Source organism: Niallia sp. XMNu-256 (genome assembly GCF_036670015.1).
In the GTDB taxonomy this organism is placed as follows: Bacteria; Bacillota; Bacilli; order Bacillales; family Cytobacillaceae; genus Bacillus_BD.
Window position 1 is genome coordinate 2,977,896 of the sequence record NZ_CP137636.1, and the last position, 24,977, is coordinate 3,002,872.

Here is a 24,977-nt window from a genome sequence, read left to right on the forward strand (position 1 = left end):
CACGTTAACAAATCCTCCTTCCCTTATTCCCCTTTCACCCTATGTCAACTTGTCCATGAATAGAACAAGTGGTAATGAAAAATTCATTACCACTTGTTGAACAGTATTTATCAGGCTTAACGCACAGAAAGACTCCCTAATGATAAAAATTACTTTATTTGTTCCTTATGAAACAAGATTTGTCGGCAATTTACTTCAAATTTCTTGGAATCAGGAAGGAAAATGTCGTCCCTTGTCCTAGTCTGCTTTGAACGGTAATAAAACCATTATGTGCTTCGACAATATTCTTGGCAATTGCGAGTCCTAAGCCTGTGCCTGACTTTCCTCGTGTTCTCGCTTTATCTGCTTTATAAAATCGTTCAAACACAAATAGTAAATCCTCTTCAGGAATTCCAGCCCCATTATCTTCTACTTCAATCAAAATTCCGCGGTCATCGCTTCGCTCATGAATAGTAACTGTGCCACCTTCTTCAGTATGTCTAATTGCATTATCAACAAGGTTTGTTAACACTTGTTCAATCCGATCAGAGTCAAATGAAAACACAGATTCATTCCCTTCGCGATTAAATTGAAGTTTAATATTCTTTTCTTTCGATAACCCCTGAAATTTACGGTAAATCCTGCTTAGGAATGGTTCTATGTCCACCTCTTCAAGTGTCAAATTAAAATGTCCAGATTCCATTTTAGCCAAGTCTAATAGTTCATTAACTAGCCGGCCCATTCTCAAGGACTCATCGTAGATGATCTTAGCCATTTCTTGCTTTTCCTCATCTGTTTGCGCAATTCCGTCCACAATCGCTTCACTATAGCCTTGCATCATAGCAATTGGCGTTCGTAATTCATGTGAAACATTGGCAATAAAGTCACTTCTCATTTTATCTAGTTTTCGTTCCTCGGTCATATCTCTTACAACAGCAACAGCTCCACGGATGGATTGATGACTATATAATGGACTGACAATCATCACCCAATAATGACCTTTAAGAGTGATTTCACCGATTTGTTCTTTTTCTGTATTAACAGCTTGCTGGAATAACTCCATTACCTTAGAAGGTAGTTCTTCAGAAGAAGTTTCCAGCTTTTGTTTTTCAAAAGACCAATTTTGCAGAAAAAGTTCACCAGGGGGATTTGTCATGAGTATGGTACCATCACGATTAAACGTAATAACCCCATCTGCCATCCCACTTAAAATACTAGATAATAATTCTTTTTCCTGATTAAGGGCATTCAAATTAAATTTCAATTGACGGCCCATTTGATTAAAAGCAGTTGCTAATTCACCGATTTCATCATTTGTTAAAATCGGTACTTTCGTATCAAACTTTCCTTTAGCAACTTCAAAAGCCGCCTGTTTCATCTTTCGAAGCGGAGCATTAATTCTCGTTGATAAGAAGAACGCAAAGAAGGTTGTGAGAATAATCGCAATTCCAGCTGCGAGTAATATATATTCCGTTGTTTCCCGCGCCATTTCCTCGCCAACTTCAACTGATTGGTAAATATAGACAGCCCCATTATGACCATCTTTCCCTGCCAAAGGTACCCCAATAATAATGTATTGTAATAGGTCTTCGGCTCCGGCCCGATCAGAAAAATTAGTTACCACTTTTTTTAATTCATTTTTTTTCAATACCTGCGATAACTCTTCATTTTCTAAAAAATATGACAAGGGAATTTTTAATGTTTTCCCTTCATACGGAGCTGTGTAATACTCCGTTGGACTTAATACAATTGTAAGCCCTGTTACTTGATCAATTAACTCCCAAGAAATTTCTAAAGCACTGTCCAACTCATGGGTCTCTATGATTCGTGCAATTTTTTCAGCTTCTTCTACTAAGTTTTTTTCATTTTCAGAAGCTGAGTAGTTTTGCAAAAATTGCATCGTCATAATTAATACAAAAAACAGTACAAACGAGACAAGCAAAAGAATCGTTGCCCAAAGTTTAACAACTACACTGCGCCAAAATTTCATTCATCGATTACCTCAAACTTGTACCCGACACCCCAAACGGTAATAATCATTTTTGCAGCCTGTTCTGATACTTTATTTAATTTTTCCCGTAACCGCTTAACATGAGTATCAACTGTACGTAAATCACCGAAAAATTCATAATGCCAAACTTCTTTTAACAATTGTTCACGGTCATACACCTTATCTGGTGATTTCGCCAAGAAGAATAATAGTTCATATTCTTTTGGTGTTAAGTTGACTTCCTGTCCATTCGCTACTACTCGATGGGCATCATTGTCAATGGTTAGATGCGGGAAAACAATGACATCTTTTGTAACTGGTTCTGCTTGCACAAAGGTGGTTTGAGAAGAACGGCGTAATAACGCTTTCACACGTAAAACCACTTCTCTTGGGCTGAAAGGTTTAACAATATAATCATCTGTTCCCACTTCAAAGCCTTGGACCCTGTTCACCTCTTCACCCTTAGCTGTTAGCATGATGACTGGTGTTGACTTTTTCTCTCTTAGTTCCCGGCAAACTTCGATGCCATCTTTACCAGGCATCATTAAGTCTAGCAATATAACATCATAATCATTTGCCAGCGCCATTGAAAGTGCTTCATTTCCGTCTTCTGCTTCCTCAATCACATAATTCTCTCTCTCTAAATACATTTTTAATAAACGGCGAATTCTCTCTTCATCATCTACAACTAATATTTTAATGTTTTTATCCAAAGAATAACCCTCCTAGCACATCTATTGTACAAAAAGAACTGAATTATATCTATCCTTTCCCTATTATTTTGCCTAAAAAGGCCTCCACTACTTTTGTGAAGGCCTAAAAAGGAAGTATATAAATGAATTAATTAAGCATATGAGTGAAGTCCTGCTATCACCAAGTTGACTGCAACGAGATTAAACATAATAATAACAAAACCAATAACAGCTAACCATGCTGACTTTTCGCCATGCCAACCTTTTGAAAGCCTTAAATGTAAGAACGCTGCATAAAATAGCCATGTGATAAGAGCCCAAACTTCTTTTGGATCCCAGCCCCAAAAACGTGTCCACGCAATTTGCGCCCAAATCATTGCGAATATTAGTGCTCCTAATGTAAAAACTGGAAAGCCAATTAATACTGAGCGATAACTAATTTCGTCAACTAAATTTAAATTGACATTTTTGACAAGGGGTTTAAAAAGATCGCCAATTCTTTTTCGGAAGATGATGCGAATAACTAGATATAAAATAATCCCTACAACAATTGACCAGACGACCGTGTTTAATTTTTTGGCATTAATAATTGCAGGTACTTCAACGAGTGGTGAAAAGTTATCCTTTGTCAATTGTTCTCCTTCATGAGGACCAATGATGGCTGGCATTGTATACTCGAGTTCCGTCTCCGCGCCATTTTTATCAATCCAGTTAAAGTTTGTCTGGTAATTTAATGCCGAAAAGGTACTTGTGACAACTATGAACCCTACTACACAGATTAGGCTAAACATGATTGTTTCAAGCCAAAAAGTTTTTTTGCTTTTTTTGGATTGGTCAATCGACTTCACTAAATAAATAAGTCCTGCTGCAAAGCTAATGGCAAGAATGGCCTCCCCTAGAGCTGCTGTAATAACGTGAATTTGTAACCAGTGACTTTGCAGTGCCGGTATTAGTGGTGTAATATCTCTTGGGAACATACTTGCATACGCTATGATTAATAGGGCTACAGGTAAAGTAAATAATCCCAATAACGATGTTTTATAAATAAAGTATATCCCGATAAACACTCCAACAATACACATTCCAAAAAAGGTAGTAAACTCAAACAAATTACTAACAGGTGCATGACCTGCAGCAATCCATCTAGTAATAAAATAGCCGAGTTGAGCAAGAAACCCAATAATTGTAATTGTAATGGCTACTTTTGCCCATCTATTTTGCTTTTTATATTCTTCTTGATGGGTCCTTTTATCCTTAATGGCTCCACCAAAAAAGATGGTAGCTATTAAATATAGTATAAAGGCAAGAAACAACAAATTACTACTTAGGTTCACCAACTAAATCCCCCCTTATCCGTCCTTTTCTATGTTTAATTGGTCGTTAGGCTCTTCAACTCCTGTACCGTCCAACACAAATGCGATCTCTTGTTTTAAGCTGTGCCAATTTTTATTTGTGTGAGCAGCAAGCCAAACTTGATTGTCTCTACTATAGATCCAAATTCGCCTATGATACCAGAATGAGCCTTGACAAACTCCCAGCATAAAAATAGCTCCACCGAGCGCTATAATCCAAAGCGTTAAATCTTTTCGAACGGTAAGTCCCGAAACATTTTTCGTTTCGACCTCTTTAAAAGTCATTTTATATTGATTGTCACCGTCTGGTTCAATCGTTTGTCTGATGGCGACAAAACTAATTTCCCCATCTGGTTTGTCAGGGGTGTACATTTTAAAAATAAACCCTGGATTATTTGGAATTTTTGACTTAGTAGAAGGTTCTCCGTCGTTATTAAATTCAAAGTCTGGAAAGTAACTCATCATCTCAACTTCATAACCCTCTGATAACGGATATTCTGTTTTAGGCTCGTTTAAGTCAATCGTTAATGTGCCAAACTCCTCGCCCGTTTCTTTATGACTTAAAGCAAACGTCATCGTACTTAATTCATTTAACTTAAATTCGGTTTGGTATAGGGCATAATCTTCAAATTTAAAGGGTTCATTAACTCTTATTTCTCCATCTTTCAGCTTTTCTAATTGTGGTGGCTCGCCTGGAAGGGAATTTCCCTCTTTTTTATAAAGGGTGACATTCGATTGATAATTTTTGGCAACGACTCCAGCCCGGTCAATCGCATCCGCAAATACCTTACCATCTTTTTCACTATTATAAGTTTCTAGAATAAACTGATTATTTTTAAGGTAATATTCTCCATTTGTTTCTGGGATCAGCTTTGTTTCCCCTTCACGAACCCAGAGGACTTTATCAACATACATACCTGGGACAAAGCGAAGCATACCACCAATTAAAAAGATAATAAGTCCAACATGATTCACATAGGGTCCCCATCTTGAAAAACGACCCTTTTCTGCAAGCAGGTTTCCGTTTTCTTCCCGAATATGATAACGCTTTGACTTAAGTTTTTCTTTTAACAAATTATAGTTATCATCAGATAATTTAACATTTGTTTTGCTAAAAAATCGTTGTCTCTGTAAGAATCCTTCATTCCTCGTTACCCTTTGTTTTTTTAAGGCACGATAAAGTGGGATTACCCGATCCAAGCTGCATATGACAAGCGACACTCCAATTGAAGCAATTAATAATAAATACCACCATGAACTGTATAAATTATGAAATCCTAGTTCATAATATAATTGTCCAAACCACCCATATTGTTCTCGATAAAACTCTGATGGTGGGATTTGCGGCGGAATATACATTTCTTGCGGAAAAATTGTTCCGAAGGCAGATGCTATCAATGTAATGACAATGAGCATCACACCCACCTTTACAGAAGAGAAAAAATTCCAAATTTTATCAACAATCGTTTTGTTATAGGTTTGAGAACGCCGTGCACTTCCTTCATATCTCATGTCGACAAGTTTTTGCTTATTTTCATTTTCAGATAATGGTTTTCCACATGCCTCACAAAGGATCGTTCCATGTGGATTTACATGGCCACATTCGCATTTAACCTGATTCATCGAAAAAAACTCCCTTTACTACGGTTGAATTTGCTTCATATAATTATGCACCATTTCTTCCGTTAATTCCCCTAAATGTGATTTCACCACTGTTCCATTTTTATCAATAAGAAACGTGATTGGCAGTGGATTTACTCCATAGGTAGTCATGACCTCTTCTTTTTTATCAATCACGACAGGAAAAGTAAGTTCATGGCGGTCAACAAATTGCCTAACCGCAAATTCAGTTTCCCCCACATCAACAGCTATAACTTGTACCCCTTTGTCTTTAAAATGCTTGTACTGATTATTAATATATGGAAACTCTTTTTCACAAGGCTTACACCATGTTGCCCAGAAATTTAAAAATACCCCTTGGCCCTCATAATCTGATAACTGATGTTTTTCCCCATTTAGATCGACTAATGCAAAATCAGGTGCCTTTTTGCCGATTTCGACTTTATGCACTTCATCTTTTGTTAAATTAGCATACAATGAATAACCAACAGCTAGTACTAAAACTCCCAAGATTATGGTTCGCATCCAAAATCGTTGTTTCTTCATAAATGGCTCCTCCCCCCCAGTCCATTTTTGAAAAATGAGATCATCACAAATAAACTATGATGATCTGCCTTTTTGTTTTTTGAAAATAATAATTTTTCTAATATTATATCATTAATCTCTATCCTGTATTATTTTTTTTGCTTAATATATTTGAATTCCCTAATTACTTTCTGCTAAAAATCGAAGCTGCTTGACTTCGTGTGCTGTTAGCTCTCGAGATTCACCTGCATTTAAGCCCTGAAGCGTTAAAAAGGCATATCTTTCTCTACGCAGTTTCATAACCGGATATCCAATCGCTTCAAACATTCTTCGAACTTGACGATTTTTTCCTTCATGAATCGTCAGCGAAACAATCGCTGTTCCTTTCTTTTTATCTACAGAAATGACTTTCGCCCGGGCCGGAGCGGTCTTACCGTCTTCCAATTGGATTCCTTTTTCGAGCATTTTTATCTTTTCTCTAAGAGGAACTCCCTTTATTTTAGCAATATATTCTTTTTCGATCTCATTACGCGGATGCATAAGCAAGTTCGAAAACTCCCCATCGTTTGTTAATAAAATTAGTCCTGATGTATCATAATCAAGACGTCCTACTGGATAAATCCGTTGTTTAATTTGTGGGAAGTAATCCGTAACGGTTTTTCGGCCTTTATCATCTGTTACACTAGAAATGATGCCTCGTGGTTTATAAAAAAGAAAATAAACAGGTTCTTCCTTCTCAAGAGGAATTCCCTCCACCTCAACTTTATCGGAGTTTGACACTTTGACACCAAGTTCTTTAACTACTTTGCCATTTACCTTCACTTTACCTTCAAGAATCATTTCTTCTGCTTTTCTCCTTGAAGCGACACCTGCATGTGCGATTACTTTTTGAAGTCTTTCCATATAGTCACCTCTATCAAATTCGCGAGCTTTATACTTCATTTTGAATTATGCCATATTCTGCTCTTTTTTCAAAATAAAAGAAATGTAAGTCAACACAAAGGGCGGCCCTCGCGTTTGTTTCATCAAACAAGAGAACCGCCCCTTCTATTTTTACCATACGAGTGACACGATTACAATCGCAATCATAATTCCAAAAAGGTCTGCTAACAAACCTACTTTTAACGCATCCCCCATCTTCTTAATGCCGACTGCTCCAAAATAAACGGTTAAAATATAAAAAGTAGTATCCGTACTACCTTGTAAAACTGCTGCTAAGCGGCCAATAAAAGAATCAGGGCCATAGGTTGCAATTAAATCACTTGTCATCCCAAGAGCTGCTGTTCCAGATAAAGGCCTGATAATGGAAAGAGGGACAATTTCTGTTGGTACCCCGATTGCTTCCATTACTGGTCGGATTAAATTCATAAAAAATTCAAGAGCGCCGGAGGCCCGAAAGATGGAAATAGCCACTAACATTCCAACTAGAAACGGAATAATTGAGATCGCGATTTTAATTCCTTCTTTCCCGCCTTCAACAAAACTTTCATAAGTCGGTACTTTTTTATATGTACCGTAAAGTAAGATAAATCCTATGAGAATTGGTATAAACCAAAGGGAAATAACTGAAACAATTCCCATTCCTATCACCCTTTACGTTTTCGGGATCTTCGATAATAAAATAAGCGATCAATCATAATAGCCGCAATCGCTGATAATAAAGTAGCAAGTAATGTTGGACCAACAATATCTGTCGGTGATTCGGCATTATAATTCATGCGAATTGCAATAACAGTTGTGGGGATTAAGGTAACACTAGCAGTATTAATGACGAGAAATGTGACCATAGACCGACTTGCCTCACTTTTACCCCCGTTTAATTCTTTTAATTGCTCCATTGCTTTTATTCCTAGTGGTGTTGCCGCATTCCCAAGCCCGAATAAATTAGCCATCATATTAGATAAAATATATCCCATTGCAGGATGTTGGGGTGGGACCTCTGGAAATAATCTTTTTACAAAAGGACGAAAAAACTGTGAAAGTTTGTCCAATAGCCCGGCATGTTCGGCAATTTTCATCATGCCTAGCCAAAAGACAAGGACACTAATCAGCCCGATACAGAGAGTTACCGCCTCTGAAGCTCCTTTAAAAACCGCGGCGTTGACCTCTTCCATTGTTCCGTTAAACATGGCAAACACGACCCCAATTACGGTCAATAATACCCAAATAATATTAATCATTCTCCAACACCTATATGAAGACTAAACATGTTTTTGAAGTGTTCAGAGAAAGATCGATCTTCCTTTTTACCTGATCCTTTATAATAAAGGGGTACCTCTCTTAGCCTTTTTTCATCAAAAAGGATCGTTGCTTTACCAACTAAATCAGGTTTAACGTTCCCTTCTCGCCATTCCTCTTTTGGTTTCTGCAACGTGATTTTGATATGGAATAATTCTTGTTCTTTTTTCGTAACTGGATAGACAACATCCTGTTCTACATATACCTTGTTCTTATAAAAGTTGTCATCGATTTTTTTAAGCGTTCCTGCTTGTAAAACAGTTACGAGGTTATAGTTATTGAATCCATGCTCATACATGTTAATATGATCATTCCAATCATCAGGACCATTTAGTGTAACAGCAATTAAATCAAGATTGTCTTTTGAAGCGGTTGTAACTAGCGTTCTTTTGGCCCTCTTTGTATAACCTGTTTTACCGCCAGTTGTATGCTCATATAAACCAGTTAGTAAACGATTTTTATTTTTCCAGATTCGATCCCAATCTCCAGATGGATCTGGGGCACGATGTACTTTTGTTCCAGAAATTTTCTTATATGTATCATCGTTCATTGCATATTGGGTGAGTAGTGCCATATCATAGGCTGTTGAATAATGATTTTCATGATCATCTAAACCATGAGGATTGGCAAAATGGGTATTTTCCATTCCGATCTCTTCTGCTTTTTGATTCATTAAAAAAACAAAACCATCTAAACTTCCACCAACATGCTCGGCTATAGCCACAGCAGCATCATTACCAGACCGAAGCATTAATCCATAAACCAAATCTTCTAATTTTATCTTTTCATTTGGCTGTAAATAAATAGACGAACCTTCTGTACCAACTGCGTTATTACTAATGGTTACCGTTTCATCTAATTTTCCAGACTCAATCGCAAGAATAGCGGTCATGATTTTCGTAATACTTGCAATTCTTTTCTTCTCATGTGCACTCTTTTCGTATAAAACCCTACCTGACTGCTGTTCCATTAAAATAGCACTGCTTGCACTGACTGAAGCAGCACCTTGCACATTATGGGGAAGATACAGTAAGAAGGATGAGATCATTAAAGTACAAATTAATAAGTATTTAAAAGATTTCATTCTGTTATCCCTCTTCTCCTTTATCGGTTTGTACAAGTTTATGCCACTCTTGTCCCGTTATGACAAAAAAGAATGCAGGCCTTTTCCGAAGACCTGCCCTTCTCACCTTCTTAAACATTATAAAATCTTCTAAAATGGCTTCCATTTTAATTGTCTCGCTTTTAAAAAACGCTCCTCGACATCTTTCCAATTGACCGTATTCCACCAATTGTCTACATAGCTTGCCTTATTATTTTTATATTGTAAATAGTAAGCATGTTCCCATACATCAAGAGCAAGTAGGGGAATCGTATCCCATTGCGTTAAAATCATATGTCTCTCGGATTGGAGGATTTCCAAATGGCGTGAACGAGGGGACCAGACAAGAATGGCCCAACCAACTCCTTCAACTGCCTTGGCAGCTTCAGAGAAATGTTTTTTGAATAAGTCAAAACTGCCAAAGTACTTCTCAATTTCTCTAAGTAATAATCGACCAGGGGCTCCACCACCTTTTGGAGTCATATTATTCCAAAAGATTGTATGCAGATAATGACCTGACCCATGAAAGGCCAATTCTCGAGACCAATGCTTTACAAGGGAGAAGTCATTATTTTTTCTAGCCTGGGCAAGACTAATCTCTGCTTTATTCAGTCCATCTACATAGGATTGATGATGCTTTTGATGATGCAATTTCATGATTTCCTCTGAGATATAAGGCTCAAGAGCATTATATTCATAAGGCAAAGGCGGCAGCACATGCTTTCCTGGTTGAACATAAGTTTCATTTATAAAAGTACTTCCATGACTTTGACGTTCGATAAAGTATTGTTCGACTTCCTCATGAAGAGCTGCAACTTCTCCTTGTACAACTGAAAGCACCTCATTCGATGCATCTTCCTCCACAAGCCTTGATAATTGCGTTGAAAAGTCATGAATTCGCAAGTATATGCTTTCATTTTCATTTACTCCTTCATCTTTTAAAACAGTTAACACGTCTTCCTTCCATTTAAGCACTTCTTCTAAATACTCGTGCCTAGAATTCATCGTCATGCCTCCCCATTATCAAATTTTCCTCCACCACTATCCTATGGATAGTAATGAAGATTATTGCTTGACTAAACATAAAAGGTGCCAGGTACATCCAAAAAGGATGTACCTGGCACCTTTGTACCTAATCATCAAAACGGTCAAAAAATAAATCGGCTTCCGCTTGGAAGTCGTCTTCTTCTACCTTTTCCGGAAGCGGCGGAAGTTCCTCAATGCTCTTTAAGCCAAAATAATCAAGGAACTCTTTTGTTGTTCCGTACAGATAAGCTCTTCCTGCTCCCTCGGCTCTACCTACTTCTTTTATTAGAGCTTTTGCCATTAATGTGTGTAAGGGTCTTTCTGTTTTGACTCCTCTTATCTCCTCTATTTCCATTCTAGTAATTGGTTGTTTATAGGCGATAATCGCTAATGTTTCTAATGCTGCTTGAGATAAATTGGCTGTATGAGGGGATTCAACTAACTTTTTCAAATAGGAAGAGTACTCCTTTTTGGTTACTAGTTGAAAAGCACCTGCCATTTGCACAAGTGTAATTCCACGGTTTGGATTTTCATTGTATTCTTTTTCCAGTTCTCCAATTACTTGTTCAACCAACATCTGTTCTATTTCAAGAACATCGCAAATTTGTTTCATGGTGAGACCTTCATCACCGGCAGCAAATAATAAACTTTCAACAATTCCTCTCCAGTGAATAATCTCCATTACTCTCTTCCTTCCAAAACACAAACATAAATATCAGCAAAGTTTTTTTCCTGTTCAAGAATGATTTCATTTTGCTTCATTAATTCTAATAGAGCTAAAAAAGTTACGACAATATGCTCCCGATCATGAACAGGAAATAAATCAAAGAAATACTTTCGTCCTTTAATGCTTCTTAAATCATTTATAATTTCCTTCATTCTCGTTTCAAGCGATATTTCTTGGCGGGCGATTTTTGTTAAGAGCGGCCTTTGCAGCTTTCTTCTCCTTAATAACTTTTGTAAGGCTCCTAACATATCGTATAGTGACACATCAACCAATGGCTTTTGTTGGGCTATTACTGAATCCGTATATTGGGTTAAGTCGACAGGAGGTTTTGTAAACAATAAACTTCTTTCTTCCTCTAGCGTTCGTAGATCTCCAGCAACCTCTTTATATTTCCGGTATTCAATAAGACGTTCGACCAATTCCTCCCGCGGATCTTCTACTAGTTCAATTATGACATCTTCAAGTTGATTATGATTGGGGAGCAACATTTTACTTTTAATTTCTAATAACGTAGCCGCCATAACAAGAAATTCACTAGCAACATCAAGTTGTAATTCTTTCATCGTATGAATATAGTGCATATATTGTTCGGTTATTTGGGCAACTGGGATATCGTAAATATCTATTTCTAGTTGATTGATTAAATGAAGGAGTAAATCAAGTGGACCTTCAAAAGCCTCAATCTTTACTTTATATTGCATATTTTCCACCAAAACTTTTCACATAATAGTTGTTACTTATCTTTGTTGAATATCTTCTCTATTTGAAAATAAGCTATAATTAGTATAGTAGATTGACCGAATTTATCCAATAAAAATTTAAAGGAATACATTCTTAAACAAAGGGGATTAGAGCATGAACTTTCCACAAGAATATATCGATTTTTTAGTTCATTTTCACGGGGATCGCGATTATTTTGAATGTCATGAAATATTGGAGGATTATTGGAAAAAAGTAGATGAACGGAATAAAGACTCTATTTGGGTCGGACTTATTCAAATAGCTGTTTCCAATTATCATCACAGGCGCGGGAATCTCCATGGCGCCAAACGAATGTTAGAAAAGTCGCTTACCATCCTTTCAATGCACAAACAACCATTAGAAAAGCTAGGCCTTGACGCAACCGCTCTCTTTCAGCAAATGGAGCAACACTTATTACATATAAAAAACTCCGTGTCTTATAGCAGTCAACAACTACCTATCACTCCCGAATTGTTGGCTTTATGCAAAAAACGTTCGCAAGAATTAGAACTAGACTGGGGTAGTGAAAGCAATATGGAGGATTCGGAATTAATCCACCGTCATAAGAGGAGAGATCGTTCATCTGTCATTAATGAAAGACAACAAGCCTTACAGAAAAAAATGAATAGAAGGCAGTGAGATCATTCACTACCTTCTTCTATACACTTATCAATAAATGCGCTAGTAACCTTATTAGGTATAATTTGTTTATCCGGATACAAATCCTTTAATGCCATTACCATACTAGACCCAATTCCTTGTCCGCGATGGGATGGGTTCAGTGAAATGTGGTGAATCATAAATGTGGACTCATCATTCCAGACACCACCAAGTAGACCAATAATATCATCATCTACTTTCCATAAAAATAGCTGCCAATCTTTGTCAGACTCATATTGCTTTATGGTTTGTTGTAGTTTTTTTAAATCTTTTTCACTTGGCATATAGGACAGTAAACCCATAGCAATTTTCTCAAAACTTTTTTTATAACGAATAAGCATCATTAATCCCTCTTTATAAAACCAGTTGACCTAGTTTTACCTTTGTTAAAATTTTATCAAATTCGCTTACCGAATTTGCGCCCGGGTCTTTATCACGCGATTACGCCTCAGTGCGCCACTTTTGTGGCTTACACCTGACTAGAGGAACATCCTTTGTCGTGAAACTTCAATCAGTGGGTGTTCTATCCTACTGAATGCTGGTTGAACTAAACGGGTCTTTACTGGCAGTTGATTTCTACCTTCCTAGTTATATAATTAACTTGAGGTAGGGGTCTTACTACAGTTAAGACCCGGAAAAATTCCCCTAAAAAATCCGAGGCATCTGCCGGAGGCTTTATTTTATTCAGCAGGGTTTTAAACTACTATTAATGAACCGAACTTTACTTTTATTTCTTTCATCGTTCTGTTACAGAGAGTTACTGCTGAAAAAAGATAAATTGTATGACCTATTCATTTTGCAAACATCATACTTTTCATGATACCTAATTTATGGACATCTTTCAATGTCAAATTCGATATCGGACTAGAATTCATATTTACTTCTCTTTCTACTCAAAATTTTGTATGATGGAATTGCTTATCTTTATAGAAGGGATCACGAGGTGATAAAATTGAAAGTAATTAAACATGTAATCCTATTCCTGTGTATGCTTTTCATCCTTCCGCTCCAAAGCCATGCGGATGTTGCTGTTGGCGATACCATTATCACATTAGGTGAGAGTTTATCTGAAGAACAGAAGCAGGCCATCCTTGCAGAAATGAATGCACCCAAAGATGCCCAGATTATTACCGTTACAAATAAAGAAGAACATCAATATTTAGGTAATTATATTGCCAAGTCGATTATTGGATATAAAACCTTTTCTTCCTCAGCAATCACAATAAGAGAAAAAGGTTCAGGTCTTGAGGTTGAAACAAAAAACATAAATTGGGTAACAGATGAAATGTATCTAAATGCCCTTATTACTGCTGGTGTGAAAGATGCTGAAATTTATGTAACTGCACCTTTTGAAGTATCAGGCACAGGCGCTTTAACAGGATTAATTAAAGCCTATGAAGTTTCTGTTGATAAGACCATTCCTGAAGATGTAAAACAGGCTGCAAATGAGGAATTAGTAAAAACTGCTGAATTAGGAGACTCAATTGGAGCGGATAATGCTTCCGCTTTAATCGCCAAAGTAAAGGAAGAAATGGCAAAAACTCAACCTGAAACCGAAGCTGACATTAGAGCTATTATCGAACAAGCTGCAAAAGATTTAGGCATCACTCTAACTGAAGAACAAATCCAAAGTTTAATTGATCTCTTTAATAAATTAAAAGATTTAAATATTGACTGGAACCAAGTGGGCGAACAAATAAATATTGCAAAAGATAAAATTACCAAATTCCTTGAAAGTGAAGAAGGGCAAAGTTTCTTAGATCGATTGAAACAGTTTTTTATCAGTTTAATCGATGCCATTAAAGCGATGTTTGCCTAAAAGACAAAAGCTAAGCATTTGTTACAAATGCTTAGCTTTTTCATTAATAGATAGATCTAGTCGAATAAGATCTTCGTACGTTTCTCGTTTGACTACTAATTGTGCCTTTCCATCTTCAACGAAGACAACTGGTGGGCGTGGAATGCGATTATAATTATTTGCCATTGAATACCCGTATGCACCCGTACAAAATACCGCTAAAATGTCTTCATGATCACTTGCTGGTAAAGGCAAGTCCCAGATTAACATGTCTCCAGATTCACAGCACTTACCTGCAATTGATACTACTTCGGTAGGTTTCTCTAACGGTTTGTTGGCGAGAGCTGCTTCATATTTCGCTCCGTAAAGTGCAGGTCTAAGATTATCTGTCATACCTCCATCGATCGCAATATATTTGCGAACTTCCGGTACTTCTTTTCTAGAGCCAATTTTGTATAAAGTAATCCCTGCATCTCCAACTAGAGATCTACCAGGTTCAATTCCTAATTCAGGAATGTTCATTGAATATTCTTCTGCTTGTTTCTTTACTTCGTTAATAATTTCATTTACATAATCAGCTGCAGGTTTTGGTGTGTCATCTTCCGTATAACGAATCCCGAAACCGCCCCCAAGATTGAGAATCTCTGGTTGGTATGAAAAGCTAGTTTTCCATTGAGACAATTTTTTAAAGATTTTTTGTACTGCCAAAATAAACCCTGTTGTTTCAAAAATTTGTGAACCAATATGACAATGAATACCAGATGGTGTTAACCACTGAGATTCGATAATTTTTAATAAAGCTTCCTCAGCTTGACCATTTTCCAAGCCAAATCCAAATTTAGAGTCCTCTTGTCCCGTCAAAATATAATCATGAGTATGTGCCTCAATTCCAGGTGTAATTCTAATGACTACAGACATTTTTTGTTGTTTTTCCGCACATAACTCTTCTAACAGGTCTATTTCATAAAAATTATCGACAACCACATAGCCAATTTTATAATCTAGCGCCATCGATAATTCTTCTCTACTTTTATTATTGCCATGGAAATGAACCTTTTCCATTGGAAAGTCAGCCACAGCTGCTGTGTATAATTCTCCACCAGAGACAACATCAAGAGACAACCCTTCTTCATTTGCTAGTTGTACCATAGCAACTGATGAGAAAGCTTTGCTAGCAAAAGAAACTTGGGCGTTCACTCCATTTTTGCTAAAAGCTTCTTTAAAGCTTCGCGCTCTTTGTCTAATTAAGGCAACATCATAAACGTAGACAGGTGTGCCAAATTCTTTTACTAAATCTACCGTATCCACACCGCCAATTTCTAAATGTCCCCTATCATTTACAGTAGTTGTTCCATAATAGTACATGTTCGTCCCTCGTTCCTCATTAAAATAGATGTCACCAAGACTTCTTGTGTAAAATAATGTATCATAACAAAGTGAAATTCGCAATCGGCAAAACACACAATAGAGCTTGCGATTCCCCTCGCAAGCCCTATTTAAATTCGTCCCCTACATGAAGTTAGGAACTACTGTTTTGGTTGTCTTACCCGATTTGCCGTATGAATAATACTTGGTCTTAATTGTGCACCTGGGACGGCTCTTCGGATTAAGATTTGTAAAAATGCTTTCGGATGGAAAGGCAGTAACGGCCATAAATATGGGGTACTTAAAGAACGAATTCTTGCTAATAAAATAATATAAATGGTGATCCCCACGACTAAACCAGGTGTCTGGAAAATCGCAACGATAATTAGTATTCCTAACCTGGCCAACTTATTGGCTATCGCTAGTTCATAGCTTGGTGTAGCAAAATTCCCCATCGCAACAATAGAAATGTATAAAATGACTTCTGGAACAAATAAACCAACATCAATCGCAATTTGTCCGATTAGAACTGCAGCAACTAATCCCATCGCATTGGACAAAGCCGTTGGGGTATGGATTGCAGCCATCCGTAGAAACTCAATCCCAACATCTGCTAAAAAGACTTGAACAATAACAGGAATATTTGTTAATTTATTCGGTCCAATAAAAGCAATTCTTTCAGGCAAATGATGGGGTTCTAGGACAAATAAAAACCATAATGGCAATAAAAAAAGCGAGGTAAAAATCCCAAGAAAACGGACCCATCGAACAAATGTCCCGACTCCTGGTGATTGACGATACTCTTCCACATGCTGCATATGGTGAAAAATAGTGGTTGGTGTAATGATGACACTTGGAGAAGTATCTACATAAATTAGCACATGTCCTTCTAACAAGTGTGTTGCAGCAATATCCGCTCTTTCCGTATAACGGACGAGTGGATATGGATTATAGCCTTGTTTTAATAGAAACTCTTCTATTGTTTTATCAGCTAGTGGAATTCCATCAATCTCGATATTTTGTAATTCTTTCTTTATAATATCAACTAAATCTTTATTGGCAATTCCGTCAATATATCCAATTGCTATATCGGTTTTTCCTCTCTCACTTATACGCATGATTTCAAAGCGTAAGTTTTCATCACGGATCCTTCTTCTAGTCAATGCTGTATTTAAAATAATATTCTCGACAAATCCATCTCTTGAACCACGGATGACTTTTTCAGTATCAGGCTCCATCGGTGTCCTGCCGGGATAACTTCTAACATCTACAACTAAGGCTTGATCATACCCCTCAATAACTACAACCATTAAACCTGAAAGAACCTCGTCCACTAATTCATCAATCGATCTGATCGGTTTTACCGACTGATGGACGAGCCGATTATGTAAAATATCAAATAGATTTTCTGAATCCTGTTCGTTGTCATTAATTTCCACTAATTGTTCTGTTAACTCGATAATAAACCCCGCATCACATAACCCATTTACATAATAAAAATGAACATCTTTATTTAGAATTTTTAATTTCCGAACCCCTACATCAAAGCTTTTCCCCAGCCCAACTTTTTCTTTCATAAATTCTTCAACTTCGGTAACTGATCTAGGAATCGGTGTTTTTTCTTTCGCTTGACTAGCCATCAAAACCGCTCCTTTCTAAAATTAATCTTACGGCTTGTTTGGTAATCGGCGATCCTTTTTCATAATCATCTTTTCCCGCCATTTTTCCAATATCACCAACACCAACAATAATCGGTATATTTAACCCATCTAGACAGTAGACTGTATCTCCATATAATCTTCCAACATCCATTTCTTGAATCCCATATTTATCTACTCCCTTCTCTGTAAGGCAGCCCTCACGATCAATACTTACAGTAATTCTTGTCCATTCTTCCTTTCTAGTTCTAGAGGCGACAGCAATGACTCCAAGCACCTCGATTTCCTCATGTTGTGCAACAAATTTCAGTGCACTTTCTCCAGCACCTTCTCCAAGCATTCCACTATCATCAAACATTACTAGAACTGGATCCTGTGCAGCTTTTTTTATTAAATTAACGATTTCTGAACCGCTTAGTACAGTTGGATTACCATGAGACATTGATATACATCTCCCGCCTATATCTTTTGCAACTAATTCAAGGGATCTTCGAGCATAATCGTCTCCATCTGTTACTAAAATCACTTTTCTTTTCCGATTCATATCGTCAATTTCCTTTCCTATCAATTTTTTAATGATCGACAAAATAAATCCATTGAAAAAGGGACCCAATAACCTTTCCTAATGCTAAAGCCATCATTAAAATGACAATTTTCTCCTCTACCCCGATACGTTTAGCCAAAATTGGCCAAACATTTAAAACTTCTGTTAATGCTGCAGCCATCATCCCTACAAAAATACCTCCAGCTAAACCGAAACCAATGAGAATGAATGACGGAAAGTGTAAATGTGGTTCCTGTAAAATCGCAACGGTTCCTATAACGGCTCCCAAGATAACTGCCCATTCATACGCTTGAATCATTTTCATGGTTTTAGATAATTGTGTTAATCTTGGTATGATCCCAAGAACCGTTAAGAAAGCAACATAGCCTGCACCTACGGAAAAACCGCCTGCTAAACCAATAAATAAGACAAATAAGTGCTTCATGATCGTTTTTTCCTCGACATACTTTCTTTATTTTCATGCATAATGACATAACGATCGAGGTCTTGTTGATAGTTAAACATTTCAACTTCAAGGGGGCTTGGTTCTTCATTTAGTCTTTTCTTAAAGATATGGTTAAAAAAGATAATCATCCCGAGTCCCAGTCCAATTGAATATGGAATTTGAAAAAGCAACGGCTTTTCAACGCTTTCACCTGTTATGATTTTATAGAGTCTTTGATGAGCATCCTGCATGCTTACATCTTCATGGAAGTTCATTATTGTAAGCATGGAACCAAAAAATAGTAAAAACCAAATTAATCCAAAAAATACAGGTGAAATCTTTCTTTTTTTATATACGACTTCAATGATTGTTTGAGATGGACCAATCAACTGGATTTCTATCGCAGGATTAACTTTTTTCATCCTTTCTACAACTTGCATACTATCAATAATAATGATGTTTCGATCTTCGGGTTTGACTCTATACATGATCAATTCGTTAATTTGATTCAGTAAATGGTCTTCAGCAATAATTTGCGCGATGTCTTTTAAAAGAATTTTATCGTTTGGTTGAACAAGAATACGGTGACGTAGCCGAATATAAACCGTTTTTTCCAACATGTTCACATCCCACAATAGCATTTTTCTCTTACCAAGTAGTATTTCTTAGTTAAGAACGATCATGAACCCCAATAACTGGTTTATTAGTAAAGACTTGGAAAAATAAAAAACCGTATGGAGCTACATGTCCATACGGTCTTTCATTTGTTGAAGTATTTTCTTTTCTAGTCGAGAAACCTGTACTTGTGAAATACCTAGCCTTACTGCCACTTCTGATTGCGTCTGATCTTTGTAGTACCTGAGGTAGACGATTAATCGTTCTCGTTCATCGAGTTCTCGGATCGCTTCTTTTAAAGCGATTTGGTCAAACCATTTTCCTTCATTTCCGTCGTCAATTTGATCAAGGAGGGTAATCGGATCTCCATCGTTTTCATAAACGGTCTCATGAATGGATGAAGGTGTTCGACTTGCTTCCTGTGCCATAATGATATCCTCTGCCTGTATCTCCATAAACTCGGATAGTTCATTAATGGTCGGGATTCTACCTAACTTCTTAGATAACTCATCCTTAGCTTTGCGAATTTTATTCCCTAATTCCTTTAATGATCGGCTTACCTTCACCGTTCCATCATCCCTGATAAAACGTTGAATTTCACCAATAATCATTGGAACCGCATAGGTTGAAAATTTCACATCATAGGATAGATCAAATTTATCCACCGATTTCAACAATCCTATACACCCTATTTGAAAAAGGTCATCTGGCTCGTAACCACGATTTAAAAAGCGTTGGACAACAGACCACACTAATCGCATGTTTTTCTGAACGATCAAATCCCTTGCACTTTGATCACCAGCTTGACTTTGTTTAATTAATTCTTTTACCTCATTATCTTTTAAATAAGGTTGACTTTTTTCTGTTTTAACCTCCACATCCATCGGCAAGACTCCTTAATTGCACAGCAATTTACTTTTTTGTAATTGCTTTCTTAGTCGGATCTCGGTACCTTTACCTGGCTGCGATTGAACTTCGATGTCATCCATAAAATTTTCCATAATTGTAAAACCCATTCCAGACCTTTCTAATTCAGGCTTTGTCGTAAATAGTGGCTGTCTTGCTTCTTCTATATCTTGAATTCCGACGCCCTTATCCTTAATAGATAACTCTACAAACCCATGATCAAGAGAAACAGAAATATAGACGATCCCAGTTGGATCACTATTATATCCGTGAATAATGGCATTCGTTACCGCCTCTGAAACAACGGTTTTAATTTCCGTTAATTCATCCATTGTCGGGTCTAATTGCGATATAAATGCTGCAACGGTTACACGTGCAAAGGATTCATTTTGGCTCAGTGCACTAAATTGAAGTTTCATCTCATTTTTCATCGTATTAGGCAACCCCCAATCTTTGCAAAGCATTCTCTTCTGTAGGCTCAAGACGAATAATTTTAAATAAGCCTGACATATCAAATAGTCTTTGAACAGAAGGGGAAATTGCACATACGACCATCTCACCGTCAACCTGTTTAATTTGTTTGTAACGGCCAAGAATAACCCCTAAGCCAGAGCTGTCCATAAATGACAAGTGTTCCAGGTTTAATACAATATGATGAATGTCATGGCTCTCAATGGCGTTAACGGCTTTTTGGCGGAGTTCATCGGCTGTGTGATGATCCAATTCTCCTGCTAGACGAATGCATAAAACATCTTGTTTAACTTCCAATTCAATACTCAGACTCACTATTCGTTGCCCCTTTCATACATGTCCCTCATAATAGATGGTATGACATGCCATCTCTAAATTTATGATAAACTTGTTGGATAAAAATTATAAAATTAGAGATCGGCATCTAATAGTGAGTCAATTCTATAAAACCTGTATGATTTCCTTCTTCAAAACAAAACTAGTGGTAATTCGCTAATAAACTATCTTTTTTGTCAAAGTGTTTTCGTGAAGATTCCAAATGATCGTTTAAATAAATCCCACCAACTTGCTTTTTCAATATCTTGCTTAGCTACAATTGGACTCTCAACTAGTTTTTCGCCTTCTTTTTCAATGATTAGCGTTCCCACTTTATCACCTTTTTTTATAGGTGCTTTTAAATCTTTATTGATGGTTACTTTTTGTTTCACATCTTCAATATTTTCACCTTTTTTAGTCAGCAAGGAAATTGGTTCACTCGTAACAACATCTAATGTTTTTTCTTTCCCTTTGCTTATTTTTACAGAGCCCATTACATGATTACGTTTAAACATTGGATGGGTTTTATATTGACTAAAAGCATAATCAAGCATTTTCGTCACTTGAGCATTCCGATCCTTTGGTGTTGGTGCACCAAAAACAACGGCAATGACTCGCATGCCATCTTTTTCAGCTGTTGCTGTTAAACAGTACATCGCTTCTCTCGTAAAACCTGTCTTTAGACCATCGACTCCAGGATAGAAACGAACTAATTTATTTGTATTGACAAGCCAGAACTTTTTATCAGTATTTTCACGTAAATACGCTTCATAAGTACCCGTATATTTCGTAATATCTTCGTATTTAAGCAATTCTTTAGCCATAACAGCCATATCATGGGCAGAACTGTAGTGATCGTCAACAGGTAAACCTGTTGTATTTTGAAATTTTGTACCTTTTAGTCCTAGCTCTTTCGCTTTTTTATTCATCATTTCAATGAAAGCTTCTTCAGAACCTGCAATTCTTTCAGCCATTGCAACGGAAGCATCATTACCAGAACCAATCGCAATTCCCTTTAATAACTCTTCAACTGTCATTTCTTCGCCTGGTTCTAAAAAGATTTGCGAACCACCCATGGAGGCTGCGTATTCGCTCGCACGGACTTTTTCATTATATGTTATTTTCCCTTCGTCCAACGCTTCCATAATTAAAAGCATCGTCATAATTTTCGTCATGCTCGCAGGTGGTAATTGTTCATTGCTGTTATTCTCATATAACACTTTCCCTGTATCACGCTCAATTAAAATGGCAGACTTGACATTATCAGCTAATTCAACCCCTGTTTTTTCCTCCGCAGAGGCCATCGGAATCGCTAAAGATGTAAGTATTAAGACAGTGAGCATGATTGAAACAAGTCGTTTCATCACAAAACCCCTCCATTCTTTCTATGTTTTCCATTTTTTCCATTAAAACCAAATTTATACAGCCATAAGAAAAAAACATGGGAATGGTCTTTCTGTTCTCACAAAAAGACCATTCCCATGTTTTTTATTTTGTAATATTATCTAAAAAGCTCTTTCCGTTTGGCGGCATTTTCACTGAAAAATTATCAGCGATTGTTGCACCAATATCTGCAAACGTCTCTCGTAATGGTAACTCTTCTCCAGATTTCATTTTTGTTGAATAAACGATAAGCGGAACATATTCCCTAGTATGATCGGTTCCTTGATGAACAGGATCATTTCCATGGTCTGCCGTTAGAATTAGTAAGTCTTCTTCAGCCATTTTCTCTAACACTTCAGATAGTCGGGCATCAAACTCCTCAAGTGCTTTTCCATATCCAATCGGATCGCGACGGTGACCATATAAAGCATCAAAATCAACAAGATTCAAGAAACTTAAACCAGTAAAGTCCATATCAAAAGTTTGTAAGATTTTATCCATACCATCCATGTTGGAGACTGTTCTTAAACTTTTCGTAATTCCCTCACCATCATAAATATCATGGATTTTTCCAATCGCAATGACATCTAAACCAGCATCTTGCAATTCATTCATTGTTGTTCTACCAAATGGTTTTAAAGCATAATCATGACGATTGGCAGTCCGTTCAAAGCTTCCTGGTTTCCCTATAAATGGACGTGCAATAATCCTACCGACCATATATTCTTCATCAAGCGTTAATTCTCGAGCAATTTTACATATTTCATATAATTCCTCTAAAGGGACAACTTCTTCATGAGCAGCAATTTGTAGAACCGAGTCAGCCGAGGTATAAACAATTAAAGCACCCGTTTTCATATGCTCCTCACCTAATTCAACTAAAATTTCCGTCCCGCTTGCCGGTTTGTTGCCAATGATTTTCCTGCCGGTTTTCTTTTCTAACTCTTGGATTAATTCTTCTGGAAAGCCATCAGGAAAAGTTCTGAAAGGGGTTGATACCTTTAAGCCCATAATTTCCCAGTGTCCTGTCATTGTATCTTTTCCACTTGAAGCTTCTTGCATTTTTGTATAGTAGGCTAGCGGAGTGGTTGCTTTAGGGATTCCTTTAATTTCTTCAATTGCTCCAAGACCTAATTTTTCCATGTTTGGCATATGTAAACCGTTCATTTTTTCAGCGATATGGCCTAAAGTATGAGCTCCTTTATCACCAAATTTATCAGCATCTGGTGCCTCCCCAATTCCAACTGAATCCATCACAATAAGAAAAATTCGTTTAAACGGAAATGATGTAGTCATAAAACCCCTCCTGCTTCATTTTTACGTTATTCTTTTTGCCATCAAAACTATCATATCCTTCATTTTATTCTTTCATGAAATAAAGTAAAACTTCCATCAGTGGATGTTCTTCCCCCCTGATAGTTAGTTAAAACCAGCAGACTTGATGGTCACGCAGACATGACCGCAGGCGTTTTAGTCTATGTTCATTATTTCGGACCTTTACGGACAGTTGATCCCCTACCTTGATCTTGATGGAGTGAATTTACTGCCCGTTAGGTGCGGGAGAAAAAAAGCCACCATTTTATCACGGCAGCTCTGAAGAATTCTAAATGAAATTAATCTAGTTAAGGGATTGTACTCTTTACAAAGTGTGATAGGGCGAATTTATTTATGCACGTGGATGATATCGTCTATATTCATCATTTAATCTTGTTTTTGCTGCATTTATATAAATCTGGGTTGTCGATAGGTCCGCATGACCAAGCATTTCTTGAACAGCCCGGATATCAGCCCCATTTTCCAATAAATGGGTGGCAAATGAATGTCTTAGTGTATGTGGCGTTAACTCTTTCTTAATCCCTGCCTCATTGACCAATTTTTTTAAAATCTTCCAAAAACCTTGCCTTGACAATCGTTTTCCATGGTGATTTAAAAATAGAGAGTCGTCGTAATATTTAGGAGAAACAAATTGAGGCCTGCCCTCTTCTAAATAGGTTTGTAAGGCTTGGATGGCAGTTTTTCCAATGGGAATAACCCGTTCTTTATTTCCTTTTCCTGTACAACGAACAAACCCCATCATTAAATGAATATCATTCATAGATAAAGAGATTAACTCACTGACCCGAATTCCTGAGGCATATAATAACTCTAACATGGCTTTATCGCGAAGCCCATAATGATTAGTTGGATTAGGAGAATTTAATAAGGTTTCGACTTCTTGTAAGCTCATTATTTTTGGAAGGGAGCGCTCAACATGCGGACCTTCGACAAATACAGATGGATCATCATCTGTCGCCTTTTCCCGTAATAAAAACTGATGCAGTGCCCTTATTGAAGCAATATGCCTGGCGATGGTACGCGATGATTTCCCTTGCTCTTTTAAATAGTCTAAAAACCCAAAAATATGGAATTGCCTGGTTTCATTAAATCCCTTTAATTTCTCTACATTGGTTAAATACTTTATGTAACTCTTTAAGTCTCTTTCGTATGATACAATGGTGTTTTCCGCTAATGCCTTTTCTGCAAGTAAAAAATGGGTAAACTTCTTTAATTCAGCTTCCATCTATCATTACTCCCCATTTAAATAAAACAAGATTAACCGATCAAACCAATTTGGATGCTGTTCCTCCCCTACTGCTATTACCTTAATTGCCGATCCTTCTGGTTCATCATATCGGTGGTATTCTGTATATTCTTCATTTAACCACATAATACCATAATAAAAAAGAATTGTGCATCCAGTGAATAAAATAAACACTTTGATTGTATGGAACATTAATCTCAACCAGTTTTTCATTTTTATTCCTCCGCCAAGTATTTCCTACTTC

The 24,977-nt window shown here is 37.0% G+C and carries 27 protein-coding genes; 2 read left to right on the forward strand and 25 right to left on the reverse strand.

Going from position 1 to position 24,977, the window contains the following annotated elements; translation table 11 throughout:
- Positions 1 to 190 precede the first annotated feature (190 nt).
- From R4Z10_RS15150 to R4Z10_RS15205, 12 genes are all read right to left on the reverse strand, one after another.
- Positions 191 to 1,969 (reverse strand): ATP-binding protein, encoded by a 1,779-nt coding sequence (locus R4Z10_RS15150; protein ID WP_338470132.1) that lies wholly within the window; start codon positions 1,967 to 1,969, stop codon positions 191 to 193.
- A complete protein-coding gene (locus R4Z10_RS15155; RefSeq protein WP_338470133.1) occupies positions 1,966 to 2,682 on the reverse strand; it encodes a response regulator transcription factor in 717 nt (238 codons plus the stop codon). Before R4Z10_RS15155 ends, R4Z10_RS15150 begins: the two co-directional genes overlap by 4 nt.
- A 131-nt stretch (positions 2,683 to 2,813) precedes the next feature.
- On the reverse strand, positions 2,814 to 3,998 hold the full coding sequence (gene ccsB, locus R4Z10_RS15160; RefSeq protein WP_338470134.1) for a c-type cytochrome biogenesis protein CcsB: 1,185 nt from the start codon (positions 3,996 to 3,998) through the stop codon (positions 2,814 to 2,816).
- Positions 3,999 to 4,010: 12 nt separating this feature from the next.
- Positions 4,011 to 5,636 carry a cytochrome c biogenesis protein ResB gene (locus R4Z10_RS15165; protein WP_338470135.1) on the reverse strand — a complete coding sequence of 542 codons (1,626 nt, stop codon included), beginning with the start codon at positions 5,634 to 5,636 and terminating at the stop codon, positions 4,011 to 4,013.
- Between the two features lie 18 nt (positions 5,637 to 5,654).
- Positions 5,655 to 6,179, reverse strand: a complete 525-nt coding sequence (locus R4Z10_RS15170) for a thiol-disulfide oxidoreductase ResA (protein WP_338470136.1) — start codon at positions 6,177 to 6,179, stop codon at positions 5,655 to 5,657.
- Between the two features lie 159 nt (positions 6,180 to 6,338).
- Positions 6,339 to 7,061 carry a pseudouridine synthase gene (locus tag R4Z10_RS15175; protein WP_338470137.1) on the reverse strand — a complete coding sequence of 241 codons (723 nt, stop codon included), beginning with the start codon at positions 7,059 to 7,061 and terminating at the stop codon, positions 6,339 to 6,341.
- 150 nt (positions 7,062 to 7,211) lie between these two features.
- Positions 7,212 to 7,739, reverse strand: a complete 528-nt coding sequence (locus tag R4Z10_RS15180) for a spore maturation protein (protein ID WP_338470138.1) — start codon at positions 7,737 to 7,739, stop codon at positions 7,212 to 7,214.
- A 5-nt stretch (positions 7,740 to 7,744) separates the two neighbouring features.
- The gene (locus R4Z10_RS15185; RefSeq protein ID WP_338470139.1) at positions 7,745 to 8,338 is read right to left on the reverse strand and encodes a nucleoside recognition domain-containing protein; all 594 of its coding nucleotides are present in this window, start codon (positions 8,336 to 8,338) and stop codon (positions 7,745 to 7,747) included.
- Positions 8,335 to 9,480, reverse strand: a complete 1,146-nt coding sequence (locus tag R4Z10_RS15190) for a D-alanyl-D-alanine carboxypeptidase family protein (RefSeq protein WP_338470140.1) — start codon at positions 9,478 to 9,480, stop codon at positions 8,335 to 8,337. Before R4Z10_RS15190 ends, R4Z10_RS15185 begins: the two co-directional genes overlap by 4 nt.
- 129 nt (positions 9,481 to 9,609) lie before the next feature.
- Positions 9,610 to 10,503 (reverse strand): superoxide dismutase, encoded by an 894-nt coding sequence (locus R4Z10_RS15195; protein WP_338470141.1) that lies wholly within the window; start codon positions 10,501 to 10,503, stop codon positions 9,610 to 9,612.
- Positions 10,504 to 10,630: 127 nt separating this feature from the next.
- Entirely contained in the window at positions 10,631 to 11,206 is a 576-nt protein-coding gene (gene scpB / locus R4Z10_RS15200) for an SMC-Scp complex subunit ScpB (RefSeq protein WP_338470142.1), read from the reverse strand.
- A complete protein-coding gene (locus R4Z10_RS15205; RefSeq protein WP_338470143.1) occupies positions 11,206 to 11,952 on the reverse strand; it encodes a segregation/condensation protein A in 747 nt (248 codons plus the stop codon). Before R4Z10_RS15205 ends, scpB begins: the two co-directional genes overlap by 1 nt.
- A gap of 154 nt (positions 11,953 to 12,106) precedes the next feature.
- Between R4Z10_RS15205 and R4Z10_RS15210 the strand changes: the two genes are divergently transcribed.
- Entirely contained in the window at positions 12,107 to 12,631 is a 525-nt protein-coding gene (locus R4Z10_RS15210; RefSeq protein WP_338470144.1) for a DUF309 domain-containing protein, read from the forward strand.
- A 2-nt stretch (positions 12,632 to 12,633) separates the two neighbouring features.
- On the opposite strand, the gene R4Z10_RS15215 is transcribed toward R4Z10_RS15210, so the two are convergent.
- The gene (locus R4Z10_RS15215) at positions 12,634 to 12,993 is read right to left on the reverse strand and encodes a GNAT family N-acetyltransferase (protein WP_338470145.1); all 360 of its coding nucleotides are present in this window, start codon (positions 12,991 to 12,993) and stop codon (positions 12,634 to 12,636) included.
- Positions 12,994 to 13,604: 611 nt separating this feature from the next.
- On the opposite strand from R4Z10_RS15215, the gene R4Z10_RS15220 reads away from it, so the two are divergent.
- Positions 13,605 to 14,471: a DUF1002 domain-containing protein gene (locus R4Z10_RS15220; protein ID WP_338470146.1), complete on the forward strand. Its 867-nt coding sequence runs from the start codon at positions 13,605 to 13,607 to the stop codon at positions 14,469 to 14,471.
- A gap of 21 nt (positions 14,472 to 14,492) precedes the next feature.
- Here R4Z10_RS15220 and lysA read toward each other — a convergent pair whose 3' ends face one another.
- The 12 genes from lysA to R4Z10_RS15280 all read right to left on the reverse strand — a co-directional run bounded on the left by lysA (position 14,493) and on the right by R4Z10_RS15280 (position 24,946).
- Positions 14,493 to 15,815, reverse strand: coding sequence for a diaminopimelate decarboxylase (gene lysA, locus R4Z10_RS15225; RefSeq protein WP_338470147.1), 1,323 nt, complete (start codon positions 15,813 to 15,815; stop codon positions 14,493 to 14,495).
- A gap of 161 nt (positions 15,816 to 15,976) precedes the next feature.
- On the reverse strand, positions 15,977 to 17,455 hold the full coding sequence (locus R4Z10_RS15230) for a spore germination protein (RefSeq protein ID WP_338470148.1): 1,479 nt from the start codon (positions 17,453 to 17,455) through the stop codon (positions 15,977 to 15,979).
- Positions 17,448 to 18,017 carry a stage V sporulation protein AE gene (locus R4Z10_RS15235; RefSeq protein WP_338470149.1) on the reverse strand — a complete coding sequence of 190 codons (570 nt, stop codon included), beginning with the start codon at positions 18,015 to 18,017 and terminating at the stop codon, positions 17,448 to 17,450. The genes R4Z10_RS15230 and R4Z10_RS15235 overlap by 8 nt, the downstream gene beginning before the upstream one ends.
- A gap of 28 nt (positions 18,018 to 18,045) precedes the next feature.
- A complete protein-coding gene (locus R4Z10_RS15240; protein ID WP_338470150.1) occupies positions 18,046 to 18,462 on the reverse strand; it encodes a stage V sporulation protein AB in 417 nt (138 codons plus the stop codon).
- Positions 18,459 to 19,079, reverse strand: coding sequence for a stage V sporulation protein AA (locus R4Z10_RS15245; RefSeq protein WP_338470151.1), 621 nt, complete (start codon positions 19,077 to 19,079; stop codon positions 18,459 to 18,461). The genes R4Z10_RS15240 and R4Z10_RS15245 overlap by 4 nt, the downstream gene beginning before the upstream one ends.
- A gap of 123 nt (positions 19,080 to 19,202) precedes the next feature.
- Positions 19,203 to 19,961: an RNA polymerase sporulation sigma factor SigF gene (gene sigF / locus R4Z10_RS15250; RefSeq protein ID WP_338470152.1), complete on the reverse strand. Its 759-nt coding sequence runs from the start codon at positions 19,959 to 19,961 to the stop codon at positions 19,203 to 19,205.
- Between the two features lie 12 nt (positions 19,962 to 19,973).
- Complete coding sequence (spoIIAB, locus tag R4Z10_RS15255) at positions 19,974 to 20,414, reverse strand: anti-sigma F factor (protein WP_338470153.1); 441 nt, start codon at positions 20,412 to 20,414, stop codon at positions 19,974 to 19,976.
- Positions 20,415 to 20,418: 4 nt separating this feature from the next.
- On the reverse strand, positions 20,419 to 20,769 hold the full coding sequence (spoIIAA, locus tag R4Z10_RS15260) for an anti-sigma F factor antagonist (RefSeq protein ID WP_338470154.1): 351 nt from the start codon (positions 20,767 to 20,769) through the stop codon (positions 20,419 to 20,421).
- A 197-nt stretch (positions 20,770 to 20,966) separates the two neighbouring features.
- Positions 20,967 to 22,133 carry a D-alanyl-D-alanine carboxypeptidase family protein gene (locus R4Z10_RS15265; RefSeq protein ID WP_338470155.1) on the reverse strand — a complete coding sequence of 389 codons (1,167 nt, stop codon included), beginning with the start codon at positions 22,131 to 22,133 and terminating at the stop codon, positions 20,967 to 20,969.
- A gap of 124 nt (positions 22,134 to 22,257) precedes the next feature.
- Positions 22,258 to 23,448 carry a phosphopentomutase gene (gene deoB, locus R4Z10_RS15270; protein WP_338470156.1) on the reverse strand — a complete coding sequence of 397 codons (1,191 nt, stop codon included), beginning with the start codon at positions 23,446 to 23,448 and terminating at the stop codon, positions 22,258 to 22,260.
- Positions 23,449 to 23,818: 370 nt separating this feature from the next.
- Entirely contained in the window at positions 23,819 to 24,712 is an 894-nt protein-coding gene (gene xerD, locus R4Z10_RS15275) for a site-specific tyrosine recombinase XerD (RefSeq protein ID WP_338470157.1), read from the reverse strand.
- A gap of 6 nt (positions 24,713 to 24,718) precedes the next feature.
- Entirely contained in the window at positions 24,719 to 24,946 is a 228-nt protein-coding gene (locus R4Z10_RS15280; protein WP_338470158.1) for a YqzK family protein, read from the reverse strand.
- Between the last annotated feature and the right edge of the window lie 31 nt (positions 24,947 to 24,977).

What these genes read in the sequence shown, in the direction of transcription:
- scpB (WP_338470142.1), bottom strand. Translation starts at nt 11,206, where the DNA reads ATGGAGATTATTCACTGGAGAGGAATTGTTGAAAGTTTATTATTTGCT.
- deoB (WP_338470156.1), bottom strand. Translation starts at nt 23,448, where the DNA reads ATGACTACATCATTTCCGTTTAAACGAATTTTTCTTATTGTGATGGAT.
- R4Z10_RS15170 (WP_338470136.1), bottom strand. Translation starts at nt 6,179, where the DNA reads ATGAAGAAACAACGATTTTGGATGCGAACCATAATCTTGGGAGTTTTA.
- sigF (WP_338470152.1), bottom strand. Translation starts at nt 19,961, where the DNA reads ATGGATGTGGAGGTTAAAACAGAAAAAAGTCAACCTTATTTAAAAGAT.
- R4Z10_RS15230 (WP_338470148.1), bottom strand. Translation starts at nt 17,455, where the DNA reads ATGGCTAGTCAAGCGAAAGAAAAAACACCGATTCCTAGATCAGTTACC.
- R4Z10_RS15190 (WP_338470140.1), bottom strand. Translation starts at nt 9,480, where the DNA reads ATGAAATCTTTTAAATACTTATTAATTTGTACTTTAATGATCTCATCC.
- R4Z10_RS15175 (WP_338470137.1), bottom strand. Translation starts at nt 7,061, where the DNA reads ATGGAAAGACTTCAAAAAGTAATCGCACATGCAGGTGTCGCTTCAAGG.
- R4Z10_RS15150 (WP_338470132.1), bottom strand. Translation starts at nt 1,969, where the DNA reads ATGAAATTTTGGCGCAGTGTAGTTGTTAAACTTTGGGCAACGATTCTT.
- R4Z10_RS15205 (WP_338470143.1), bottom strand. Translation starts at nt 11,952, where the DNA reads ATGCAATATAAAGTAAAGATTGAGGCTTTTGAAGGTCCACTTGATTTA.
- R4Z10_RS15185 (WP_338470139.1), bottom strand. Translation starts at nt 8,338, where the DNA reads ATGATTAATATTATTTGGGTATTATTGACCGTAATTGGGGTCGTGTTT.
- R4Z10_RS15180 (WP_338470138.1), bottom strand. Translation starts at nt 7,739, where the DNA reads ATGGGAATTGTTTCAGTTATTTCCCTTTGGTTTATACCAATTCTCATA.
- R4Z10_RS15195 (WP_338470141.1), bottom strand. Translation starts at nt 10,503, where the DNA reads ATGAATTCTAGGCACGAGTATTTAGAAGAAGTGCTTAAATGGAAGGAA.
- spoIIAB (WP_338470153.1), bottom strand. Translation starts at nt 20,414, where the DNA reads ATGAAAAATGAGATGAAACTTCAATTTAGTGCACTGAGCCAAAATGAA.
- R4Z10_RS15265 (WP_338470155.1), bottom strand. Translation starts at nt 22,133, where the DNA reads ATGAAACGACTTGTTTCAATCATGCTCACTGTCTTAATACTTACATCT.
- R4Z10_RS15235 (WP_338470149.1), bottom strand. Translation starts at nt 18,017, where the DNA reads ATGAATCGGAAAAGAAAAGTGATTTTAGTAACAGATGGAGACGATTAT.
- R4Z10_RS15280 (WP_338470158.1), bottom strand. Translation starts at nt 24,946, where the DNA reads ATGAAAAACTGGTTGAGATTAATGTTCCATACAATCAAAGTGTTTATT.
- R4Z10_RS15240 (WP_338470150.1), bottom strand. Translation starts at nt 18,462, where the DNA reads ATGAAGCACTTATTTGTCTTATTTATTGGTTTAGCAGGCGGTTTTTCC.
- lysA (WP_338470147.1), bottom strand. Translation starts at nt 15,815, where the DNA reads ATGTACTATTATGGAACAACTACTGTAAATGATAGGGGACATTTAGAA.
- xerD (WP_338470157.1), bottom strand. Translation starts at nt 24,712, where the DNA reads ATGGAAGCTGAATTAAAGAAGTTTACCCATTTTTTACTTGCAGAAAAG.
- R4Z10_RS15215 (WP_338470145.1), bottom strand. Translation starts at nt 12,993, where the DNA reads ATGCTTATTCGTTATAAAAAAAGTTTTGAGAAAATTGCTATGGGTTTA.
- R4Z10_RS15210 (WP_338470144.1), top strand. Translation starts at nt 12,107, where the DNA reads ATGAACTTTCCACAAGAATATATCGATTTTTTAGTTCATTTTCACGGG.
- R4Z10_RS15165 (WP_338470135.1), bottom strand. Translation starts at nt 5,636, where the DNA reads ATGAATCAGGTTAAATGCGAATGTGGCCATGTAAATCCACATGGAACG.